The organism is Magnetospirillum sp. UT-4, from assembly GCF_902729435.1.
Lineage (GTDB): Bacteria > Pseudomonadota > Alphaproteobacteria > Rhodospirillales > Magnetospirillaceae > Magnetospirillum.
Window position 1 is genome coordinate 40,927 of sequence record NZ_CACVCG010000054.1, and the last position, 9,650, is coordinate 50,576.

Below are 9,650 nucleotides of genomic sequence, written 5' to 3' on the forward strand. Positions count from 1 at the left end.
CAAGGTCGATGAGCGAACTCCGCCGTCCCACCGAGAGCGGTGTGCCCGAGGCCACCAAGTACATGCATCCGGTGCTGAAGAAGAATTACGGCAAGTGGGCCTTCCACGATCGTCCGCGTCCCGGCGTGCTGCGGCATGTCGGCGAATCGGGCGACGCGATGTTCACGGTCAAGGCCGGAACCCAGCGCCAGATGGACGTCTACACCATCCGCACCCTGTGCGACATCGCCGACAAGTACTGCGATGGCTACATCCGCTTCACCATTCGTTCGGCGGTCGAGTTCATGACCCCGACCGAGGCGAACGTGGAGCCGCTGATCAAGGCGCTGGAAGGCGCCGGCTTCCCGGTCGGCGGCACCGGCAACTCGGTGGGCTTCATCAGCCACACCCAGGGCTGGCTGCACTGCGACATCCCCGGCACCGACGCCTCGGGCGTGGTGAAGGCGATGATGGATCTCCTGGTCGACGACTTCAAAGCCGAGGAGATGCCCAACCGCGTCAAGATCACCACCAGCTGCTGCCAGATCAATTGCGGCGGCCAGGGTGACATCGCCATCAACGTGCAGCACACCAAGCCGCCGATGATCAACCACGACCTGGTTTCGGGCGTGTGCGAGCGTCCGGCGGTCATCGCCCGCTGCCCGGTGGCGGCCATCCGCCCGGCCCTGGTCAACGGCAAGCCGTCGCTGGAAGTGGACGAGAAGAAGTGCGTCTGCTGCGGCGCCTGCTATCCGCCCTGCCCGCCCATGCAGATCAACGATCCGGTCAATTCCAAGATCGCCATCTGGGTCGGCGGCAAGCACTCCTCGACCCGCACCAAGCCGATGTTCCACAAGCTGGTCGCCGCCGGCCTGCCGAACAACGCGCCGCGTTGGCCGGAAGTGTCCGAGGTGGTCGGCAAGATCCTCGCCGCCTACAAGCAGGACGCCCGCGCGTGGGAGCGCATGGGCGAGTGGATCGAGCGCATCGGTTGGCCGCGCTTCTTCGAGATGACCGGCCTGCCGTTCACCAAGTACCACGTCGACAACTGGCGTGGCGGGCGTGCCAACCTGAACCAGTCGGCGCACCTGCACTTCTAGGCTCAACCTGCCGGGACGCGGCGGCCCCTCGCCAGGCCGCCGCCGACCGGAACAAGGAAAAGAACGATGAAGTTCGGCATCCTGGTCAATGAAGGCCCGTACAATCACCAGGCCTCGGATTCCGCCTACCAGTTCGCGAAGGCGGCGATCGAGAAGGGGCACGAGGTGTACCGGGTGTTTTTCTATTACGACGGCGTCCTCAACGCGACCCGCTTCTCGGAGCCGCCGACCGACGACCGCAACGTGGTCAAGAACTGGCAGAAGCTGGCCGAGGACCACAAGGTCGATCTGGTCGTCTGCGTCGCCGCCGGCCTGCGCCGCGGCATCGTCGAGAGCAGCCTGGCCCCGGGGTTCCGCATTTCCGGCCTGGGTCAGCTGATCGAGGCGGGCATTCAGGCGGATCGCCTGATTGCCTTCGGTGATTAAGGGGAGGCCGAGATGGAAGACGATTTCGACGGCGGTACCGTCAAGAAATTCATGTTCGTGAACCGCAAGGCCCCCTACGGCACCATCTACGCGCTGGAAGTGCTGGAAATGGTGCTGATCTCGGCGGCCTTCGACCAGGACGTCCATCTGGCGTTCCTCGATGACGGCGTGCTGCAGATCAAGAAGGGCCAGGACACCAAGGACCTGGGCCACAAGAACTTCTCGCCCACCTACCGGGCGCTGGAAGGCTACGACATCGAGAAGCTCTTCGTCGAACAGGAGAGCCTCGAGGAACGCGGTCTTACCGCAGCCGATCTCATGGTCGACGTCGAGGTCATCAGCCGGGCCGACATGGCCAAGCTGATGGGCGAGATGGACGTCATCCTGACCGCGTAAGGGGAGCGAACCATGAGCATCCTGCATACCGTCAACAAGTCGCCCTTCGAGCGCGCCAACCTCAGCAGCTGCCTGGGCCACGCCAATGCCGGCGACGCCATCATGCTGTACGAGGACGCGGTCATCGCGGCCATGAACGGAACCGCCTTCGCCGCCCGCATCGCCGATGCCGCGAAGGGCTGCAAGATCTGCGTGCTTGGGGCCGACCTCAAGGCGCGCGGTCTGGACCCGGCCAACGTCGTCGCGGGTGTGTCCGTGATCGATTACGCCGGTTTCGTCGACCTGGCGGCGGACAACGCGTCCGTCAACGCCTGGCTGTAATCGGGGTCAGTCACGTCAAGAGGGAGAGAAAAGAATGGCTTACGAGTGCAATGGCAAGACCATCGAGGCCGATGAAGAGGGCTTCCTGGTCAACATCAGCGACTGGAACGAGCAGCTGGCCGAGCTGATCGCCAAGGACGAAGGCGTCCCCATGTCCCCCGAGCACTGGGAAGTGATCAACTTCCTGCGCGACTATTACGCCGAGTACCAGATCGCCCCGGCCGTGCGCGTGCTGACCAAGGCCATCGCCAAGAAGATGGGTCCGGAGAAGGGCAGCAACAAGTACCTGTACGAGCTGTTCCCGTACGGCCCCGGCAAGCAGGCGTGCAAGATCGCCGGCCTGCCCAAGCCGACCGGCTGCGTCTAAGCGCGAACCCTCCCTTCCCCGGCCGGTGCCGGGGAAGGGCCGGGACGGGGGCCCCCACCCCAACCCTCCCCCGGCCGCGCCAGGGGAGGGGGCCTGATGCGGGAGTCGTGAGACAGTGTCGACCTTATTCGCCATCCTGTTCTACGTGGCCTTCGCCACGCTGGTCGCCGGCCTGGGCTTCAAGATCGCCCAGTACGCCCGCACGCCGGCGCCGCTGAAGATCCCCACCACCCCGGCGCCGCTGACCCAGTCGGGGGCCGCCTTCCGCGTCGCCCGCGAGGTGGTGGTGTTCGAAAGCCTGTTCAAGTCGAACAAGCCACTGTGGATCTTCGCCATCCTCTTCCATTTCGGCCTGTTCGTGGTGCTGGCCCGGCATCTGCGCTATTTCCAGGAACCGGTGTGGTTCCCGGTGGCCCTGATCCAGCCCCTCGGCGTGTGGGGCGGACTGGCCATGGTCGGCGGCCTGCTGCTGCTGACCTTGCGTCGCATGCTGCTCACCCGCATCGCCTACATCACCGCGCCCGGCGACTACATCATGCTCGGCCTGCTGATCGCCATCGGCGCCAGCGGCATGATGATGACCACCCTGACCCATACCGATGTGGTGGCGGTCAAGGCGTTCTTCCTCGGCCTGATGCGCTTCGACATCCGCGCGCTGCCGGCCGATCCGGTGCTGTACGCGCACCTGGCGATGGTCGCCCTGCTGATGATCGTCTTCCCCTTCTCCAAGCTTCTGCATGCGCCGGGCATCTTCTTCAGCCCGACCCGCAACCAGAGCGACGACCCGCGCGAGAAGCGGCACCTGTGCGACTGGGCCGCCAAGCTGGAAGCCGAGAGGAACTAGAGAGCCATGGCCGACATCCAGATTCCCGTCCTCGGCGATCCCGACCAGCGCGAAATTCCGTCGCTGATCCCGGGCGCCATGGCCGGCTCCAAGCCCTACGTGGCGCAGCCGCCGCACCAGGAGCCGCTGGGCTTCCCCGGCGAACTGGTTCCCGACTGGCAGGAGAAGGCGCTGGGTCGCATGGGCGACCTGCTGTCCAAGTACCGCTCGCTGCAGGTGTACATGGACATTTGCGTCAAGTGCGGTGCCTGCACCGACAAGTGCCACTATTTTCTCGGCACCGGCGACCCGAAGAACATGCCGGTGGCCCGCCAGGACCTGTTCCGCTCGGTCTACCGCCGCTACTTCACCCCGGCCGGCAAGATGCTGGGCGCGGTGGGCCTGGGCGGCCTGATCGGCGCCAAGGAATTCACCAAGGACCTGCTGGACGAGTGGTTCAACTACTTCCACCAGTGCTCCCAGTGCCGCCGCTGCTCGGTGTTCTGCCCCTACGGCATCGATACCGCCGAAGTGTCCATGGCGGCGCGCGAGATCATGGATTCCATCGGCTACGGCCAGAAGTACTGCAACGAGATCATCGGCAAGGTCCACAAGATCGGCAACAATCTGGGCCTGCCCGGCCCGGCGCTGATCGACAATCTCGAGGGCCTTGAAGAGGACATGAAGGACGAGACCGGCCAGGACGTCCGCTTCCCCATCGATGAGGAAGGGGCCGAGGTCCTGCTGGTCACCCCGTCCGCCGACTTCTTCGCCGAGCCGCACGTGCTGGGCCTGATCGGCTATGCCAAGGTGTTCCACGGCGCCGGCATTTCGTGGACGCTGTCGACCAAGGCCACCGAAGCCGGCAATTTCGGCATGTTCATCGGCAATTACGAGCAGATGCGCAAGATCGCCATGCGCATCCGCGAGGCGGCCATCGAGCTCAAGGTCAAGCGCATCGTGTTCGGCGAGTGCGGCCACGCCTGGCGCGTCGCCTACTCGTTCCTGACCACGCTGGTGGGGCCGTGGGACTTCCTCGACCCCCGCTACCCGGTGCCCCAGCACATCCTGGAAGTCACCAACGGCCTGATCAAGAAGGGCGGCATCAAGCTCGACAAGTCGGGCAACGACAAGATGGTGCTGACCGTCCACGATTCCTGCAACGTGGCGCGCGCCAGCCGCATGGGCGATTTCCCCGGCGGCCAGTTCGTCATCCCGCGCGAGGTGATCAAGTCCTGCGTGCCGAAATTCGTCGACATGCATCCCGACACCACGCACGAGAAGACCTTCTGCTGTGGCGGCGGCGGCGGCCTGCTCACCGACGAGCTGATGGACATCCGGGTGAAGGGCGCCAAGCCCCGCATGGAAGCGCTGAAGGACGTGGTGGACAACCAGGGCGTGACGCACATGGCCAGCATGTGCGCCATCTGCAAGGCCCAGTTCACCAAGGTTCTGCCTTATTACGGCTATGACAGAGAGATGGTGGTGTCGGTTCACCAGCTGGTGAGCAATGCGATCATCTTGGGCAACAACGACTAATCGCCGCGACAGACGGATTGAGGGAGTAGACCATGGCTAAGATTACCGCCAAGGCCACCACGGAAGGCATGAATTTCCGCCGTTACAAGGATGGCGACTTCACTCAGCATTCGTGGCAGGAAGAAATTTTCCAGGCCGGATGGTCGCACAAGTGCCCGACCTATGTGCTGCGTACTCCGCCGTGCTCGGCCTCGTGCCCGTCGGGCCACGACATCCGCGGCTGGCTGGACATCGCCCGCGGCGTGGAAAAGCCGACCGAGGGCGTGGTGTGGCAGGAATACGCCTTCCGCCGCATGACCGAGGCCAATCCGTTCCCGGCCATCATGGGCCGCGTCTGCCCCGCCCCGTGCGAGGCCGGCTGCAATCGCAACATGGTCGAGGAGCACGTCGGCATCAATTCCGTCGAGCACTATGTGGGCGACTGGGCGATCGCCAACGGCCTGTCCTTCACCAAGCCGGAGGCCGAGAACGGCCGCAAGGTCGCGGTGATCGGCGGCGGCCCGGCCGGCCTGTCGGCGGCCTACCATCTGCGCAAGCGCGGCTACGCCGTCACCGTGTTCGAGGAAAAGCCCGAGCTGGGCGGCTTCATGCGCTACGGCATCCCCGGCTACCGTGTGCCGCGCGACACCCTCGACGCCGAGTGCCAGCGCATCACCGACATGGGCGTGGCGGTCAAGACCAACTGCCGCGTCGGCAAGGACGTCACCGTCGCCCAGCTGGAGAAGGACTTTGACGCCATCTTCTGGGGCGTCGGCACCCATTCCGGCCGCGGCCTGCCGATCCCGGGCTGGAAGGACACCCCCAATTGCGTGTCCGGTGTCGCCTTCCTCAAGGCCTTCAACGAGGGCCGTCTGCAGGCGGTGACCGGCAAGATCATCGTGGTCGGCGGCGGCGACACCTCCATCGACGTCGCCTCTGTGGCCCGCCGCCTCGGCCACATCGACGAAGTGTCGAAGCAGGACCGCATCGAGCACGTCATCTTCGGCGAGACCGCCCATGACGTGGCCAAGACCGCCAAGCGCGAAGGCTGCAAGGCGGTGCTGACCTCGCTGTTCCCGGTCGATAAGATGATGGCCGCCGAGCGCGAGGTCGAGGACGCCAAGCGCGAGGGCATCGACATCCAGGGCGGCGTGATGCCCCTCGAGGTGCTGAAGGACGCGGATGGCCGCGCCACCGGCCTGAAGATGTGCAAGTGCACCATGGACGGCATGACCCCGGTTCCGGTCGCCGGCACCGAGTTCACCCTCGAGGGCGATCTGATCGTCGCCGCCATCGGCCAGTCGGGTGATCTGGCCGGCCTCGAGGATCTGGACAACGGCAAGGGCTTCATCAACGCCGACAAGGCCATGCGCGTGCCGGGCCGGCCGAAGCACTGGGTCGGCGGCGACGTGGTGCGCCCGCACCTGCTGACCACCGCCATCGGCCACGGCCGCGTCGCGGCCTCCAGCATCGACGAGTTCCTCAACACCGGCGAGGTGGGCAAGCGCCCGAAGGTCGATGTCCATTACTGGAACCTGCTGAACAAGCTGCGCGAGACCAAGCTGGAGCCCGAGAAGTTCGAGCCCAAGCCCGAGACCCTGCGCGGCACCTCCGACGCCAAGTTCGCTGTCCACAACTTCGAGGACCGCGCCGCCAACGAAGTGATCCCCCACGACGAGCTGTTCCTGGGCCATTTCACCCAGGTTCCGCGCAACCATCGCGGCGAGATCCACATCGGCGCCGACGAGGTCATCGGCAACTTCACCGAGCGCCTGCTCAAGCTGGGCGACAAGGAAGTGGTCGACGAGGCCAAGCGCTGCATGTCCTGCGGCCTGTGCTTCGAGTGCGACAATTGCGTGGTGTTCTGCCCGCAGACCGCGGTCCAGCGCACCCCGAAGAACCAGCGCACCACCGGCCGCTACGTCTACACCGAGTACTCCAAGTGCATCGGCTGCCACATCTGCCAGGATGTCTGCCCCACCGGCTACATCCAGATGGGCCTGGGAGAATGACCATGAGGATGGCTGCACTTCCCCTCCCCTTGATGGGGAGGGGTTGGGGGTGGGGTGGAGTCGCACGCGACTCCGTCCGACGCGGTTCTCCCCCTACCCCAACCCTCCCCCACAAGGGGGGAGGGCGAATTGCAGCCGTCCTTTCTCTCCTGGTGCTGCTGCTGGCGGCCCTGCCGGTGATGGCCGGCGACCTGACGCCGTCCTTCCCGAAGGCGTCGGGCACCTGCGTCGAGGAGCCGGGGGAGATGCGCAAGCACCACCACTCCTTCCTCAAGCACCAGCGCGACGACACCCTGCGCCTGGGCATCCGCGGGGCCAAGCACAGCCTCAAGGACTGCGTCTCGTGCCATGCCGCCAAGGGCGCGGACGGCAAGGCCATCCCGGTCAACGCCGAGGGCCAGTTCTGCCAGTCCTGCCACGCCTATGCCGCCGTGGCGCCGGACTGCTTCACCTGCCATGCCACGGTGCCGGACGGTGCCGCCAAGACGGCCGCCCGCTGAAGGTGAGGACGAGATGACCGCAGATACCTCCCGCCGTGACGTTCTGAAGGCCGCCGCCGGCGTTACCCTGCTGGCCCCCGGCCTGACCCTGATCGCCGCCGCCCCGGCCGAGGCCGGGCGGGCGCCGGGCATGCCGGCCAACGCCTCCAACCGCTGGGGGCTGCTGATCGACACCACCAAGTGCGATTCCGGCTGCTCCGCCTGCGTCGATGCCTGCAAGACCGAGATGGCGCTGCCCAGCCACGGCCGGCCGCTGACCGATGCCCAGTACATCCGCAAGGTGACGGTCAAGGACCCCAAGTCGGGCTACACCCACTCGCTGCCGGTGATGTGCCAGCATTGCGCCAAGCCGCCCTGCGTCGATGTCTGCCCCACCGGCGCCTCCATGAAGCGCGCCGACGGCATCGTCCTGGTCGATCGCCACATCTGCATCGGCTGCCGCTACTGCATGATGGCCTGCCCCTACAAGGCCCGCTCCTTCGCCCACGAGGACCAGACCGGCCAGGCGCCGCACAATCCGCGCGGCAAGGGCTGCGTCGAGGCCTGCACCCTGTGCGCCCACCGCGTCGATGCCGGCGGCCGGCCCGCCTGCGTCGAGGCCTGCGCCGCCACCGGCAAGGCGGCCATGCTGTTCGGCGACCTGGGTGACCCCGGGTCCGAGATTTCGCGCCGGGTGGCCAAGGAAGCAACCACCCGCATCCGCGCCGATCTCGGCGTCGATCCGGCCATCCGCTATCAGGGGATCTGAGCGATGAAGAAAGTCGCCTATCGGGAAATCCCCGCCATGACCTTCGGCTGGCTGACCGCCGTCGTCGCCCTGGGCGCCATGGTGGTGGCCGCGCTGCTGGCGGTGCTGCACATGGAGCATTCCGGCCACTGGGTCACCGGCATGACCAACCAGGTGGTGTGGGGCACGCCGCACGTCTTCGCCGTGTTCCTGATCGTCGCCGCCTCGGGGGCGCTCAACGTCGCCTCCATCGGCTCGGTGTTCGGGCGCGAGACCTACCAGCCCCTGGGGCGCATGTCGGCGCTGATGGCCATCGCCCTGCTGGCCGGCGGTCTGGCCGTGCTGGTGCTCGACCTCGGGCGGCCCGACCGCCTCGACATCGCCATGACCCATTTCAACTTCAAGTCCATCTTCGCCTGGAACGTCATCCTCTATACCGGCTTCTTCGTCATCGTCGGGTTCTACCTGTGGACGATGATGGACTGGACCATGAAGTGGGCCTACAAGACCGCCGCCGTGGGCGCCTTCCTGTGGCGCCTGGTGCTGACCACCGGTACCGGCTCCATCTTCGGGTTCCTGATGGCGCGCGAGGCCTACAGCACGGCGGTGATGGCGCCCATGTTCATCGCCATGTCCTTCGCCTTCGGCATGGCCATCTTCCTGCTGGTGCTGATGGCCACCTACAATTGCTGCGGCCGCCCGGTCTCGCTCGAACTGGTGCAGCGCAAGGGCCGCCTGCTCGGCCTGTTCTGCGCCGCCAACCTGTACTTCGTGGCGGTGCAGCACGTCACCGCCCTCTATTTCGCCGAGCGCGGCGGGGTCGAGGCCTTCATCCTGACCAATGGCGGCATCTACACCTGGCTGTTCTGGCTGGGCCAGGTGGTGATCGGCGGCCTGCTGCCCATCTTCATCCTGTACCAGACCAACCCGCCGCGCAGCATGGTGCGGCTGGCCTCGATCATGGTGGTGCTGGGCGGCCTGGCGCAGGTCTACGTCATCATCATCGGCGGTCAGGCCTGGCCGCTGACCCTGTTCCCCGGCATGGAGGTGTCGTCCTCGTTCCTGGACGGCCAGATCGCCGGCTACGCCCCGTCGCTGCCCGAGGTGGTGCTGGGACTGGGCGGCTTCGCCATCGCCATGCTCATCGCCCTGATCGGCATGACCTTCCTGCGCATCCTGCCGGCCTCCCTGGCCCACGGCGCCGAGGCCGAACTGGAGGTCCTGCACGCCGAGGCGGTGATCGAGGCCGAGCCCGCCCCGGCGGAATAGGCTTTCCGTTTCCAAGCCCCTCTCCCGGCCTCCGGGGGAGGGGCTTTTTTTGGTCTTCGCCGATGGCGGGCAGTCCCGCCCCCTCCGTCGTCCCCGCGCAGGCGGGGACCCAGGGGTGCACCGCTACCCTGTCCGCGACTCCTGGGTTCCCGCCTTCGCGGGAACGACGGATGGCGGTTACACCCTTTCTTTCCCACAAACCGCATCAAATT

11 protein-coding genes are annotated in these 9,650 nt (G+C 66.2%); all 11 read left to right on the forward strand.

Going from position 1 to position 9,650, the window contains the following annotated elements; genetic code table 11:
• The first annotated feature begins 8 nt into the window (after positions 1 to 8).
• Positions 9 to 1,079: a dissimilatory-type sulfite reductase subunit beta gene (dsrB, locus tag MTBUT4_RS08590; RefSeq protein ID WP_173979266.1), complete on the forward strand. Its 1,071-nt coding sequence runs from the start codon at positions 9 to 11 to the stop codon at positions 1,077 to 1,079.
• A gap of 66 nt (positions 1,080 to 1,145) precedes the next feature.
• A complete protein-coding gene (tusD, locus tag MTBUT4_RS08595; RefSeq protein WP_173979267.1) occupies positions 1,146 to 1,505 on the forward strand; it encodes a sulfurtransferase complex subunit TusD in 360 nt (119 codons plus the stop codon).
• Positions 1,506 to 1,517: 12 nt separating this feature from the next.
• Positions 1,518 to 1,901, forward strand: coding sequence for a sulfurtransferase complex subunit TusC (gene tusC, locus MTBUT4_RS08600; RefSeq protein WP_173979268.1), 384 nt, complete (start codon positions 1,518 to 1,520; stop codon positions 1,899 to 1,901).
• Positions 1,902 to 1,913: 12 nt separating this feature from the next.
• Positions 1,914 to 2,222 carry a sulfurtransferase complex subunit TusB gene (gene tusB / locus MTBUT4_RS08605; RefSeq protein ID WP_173979269.1) on the forward strand — a complete coding sequence of 103 codons (309 nt, stop codon included), beginning with the start codon at positions 1,914 to 1,916 and terminating at the stop codon, positions 2,220 to 2,222.
• A gap of 34 nt (positions 2,223 to 2,256) precedes the next feature.
• Positions 2,257 to 2,589, forward strand: coding sequence for a TusE/DsrC/DsvC family sulfur relay protein (locus tag MTBUT4_RS08610; RefSeq protein WP_173979270.1), 333 nt, complete (start codon positions 2,257 to 2,259; stop codon positions 2,587 to 2,589).
• Positions 2,590 to 2,704: 115 nt separating this feature from the next.
• On the forward strand, positions 2,705 to 3,433 hold the full coding sequence (locus MTBUT4_RS08615) for a respiratory nitrate reductase subunit gamma (RefSeq protein ID WP_173979271.1): 729 nt from the start codon (positions 2,705 to 2,707) through the stop codon (positions 3,431 to 3,433).
• Positions 3,434 to 3,439: 6 nt separating this feature from the next.
• Positions 3,440 to 4,951: a sulfate reduction electron transfer complex DsrMKJOP subunit DsrK gene (gene dsrK, locus MTBUT4_RS08620; RefSeq protein WP_173979272.1), complete on the forward strand. Its 1,512-nt coding sequence runs from the start codon at positions 3,440 to 3,442 to the stop codon at positions 4,949 to 4,951.
• A gap of 32 nt (positions 4,952 to 4,983) precedes the next feature.
• Positions 4,984 to 6,942, forward strand: a complete 1,959-nt coding sequence (locus MTBUT4_RS08625; protein ID WP_173979273.1) for an NAD(P)-binding protein — start codon at positions 4,984 to 4,986, stop codon at positions 6,940 to 6,942.
• Positions 6,943 to 7,094: 152 nt separating this feature from the next.
• Positions 7,095 to 7,442, forward strand: coding sequence for a cytochrome c3 family protein (locus MTBUT4_RS08630; RefSeq protein ID WP_254434790.1), 348 nt, complete (start codon positions 7,095 to 7,097; stop codon positions 7,440 to 7,442).
• Between the two features lie 13 nt (positions 7,443 to 7,455).
• Positions 7,456 to 8,190, forward strand: coding sequence for a sulfate reduction electron transfer complex DsrMKJOP subunit DsrO (dsrO, locus tag MTBUT4_RS08635; RefSeq protein WP_173979274.1), 735 nt, complete (start codon positions 7,456 to 7,458; stop codon positions 8,188 to 8,190).
• A gap of 3 nt (positions 8,191 to 8,193) precedes the next feature.
• Complete coding sequence (nrfD, locus tag MTBUT4_RS08640) at positions 8,194 to 9,438, forward strand: NrfD/PsrC family molybdoenzyme membrane anchor subunit (RefSeq protein ID WP_173979275.1); 1,245 nt, start codon at positions 8,194 to 8,196, stop codon at positions 9,436 to 9,438.
• Positions 9,439 to 9,650 lie beyond the last annotated feature (212 nt).

Bases quoted from the DNA above. Each gene is read 5' to 3' on its own strand.
- dsrB (WP_173979266.1), top strand. From the start codon at position 9: ATGAGCGAACTCCGCCGTCCCACCGAGAGCGGTGTGCCCGAGGCCACC.
- tusD (WP_173979267.1), top strand. From the start codon at position 1,146: ATGAAGTTCGGCATCCTGGTCAATGAAGGCCCGTACAATCACCAGGCC.
- tusC (WP_173979268.1), top strand. From the start codon at position 1,518: ATGGAAGACGATTTCGACGGCGGTACCGTCAAGAAATTCATGTTCGTG.
- tusB (WP_173979269.1), top strand. From the start codon at position 1,914: ATGAGCATCCTGCATACCGTCAACAAGTCGCCCTTCGAGCGCGCCAAC.
- MTBUT4_RS08610 (WP_173979270.1), top strand. From the start codon at position 2,257: ATGGCTTACGAGTGCAATGGCAAGACCATCGAGGCCGATGAAGAGGGC.
- dsrK (WP_173979272.1), top strand. From the start codon at position 3,440: ATGGCCGACATCCAGATTCCCGTCCTCGGCGATCCCGACCAGCGCGAA.
- MTBUT4_RS08625 (WP_173979273.1), top strand. From the start codon at position 4,984: ATGGCTAAGATTACCGCCAAGGCCACCACGGAAGGCATGAATTTCCGC.
- dsrO (WP_173979274.1), top strand. From the start codon at position 7,456: ATGACCGCAGATACCTCCCGCCGTGACGTTCTGAAGGCCGCCGCCGGC.
- nrfD (WP_173979275.1), top strand. From the start codon at position 8,194: ATGAAGAAAGTCGCCTATCGGGAAATCCCCGCCATGACCTTCGGCTGG.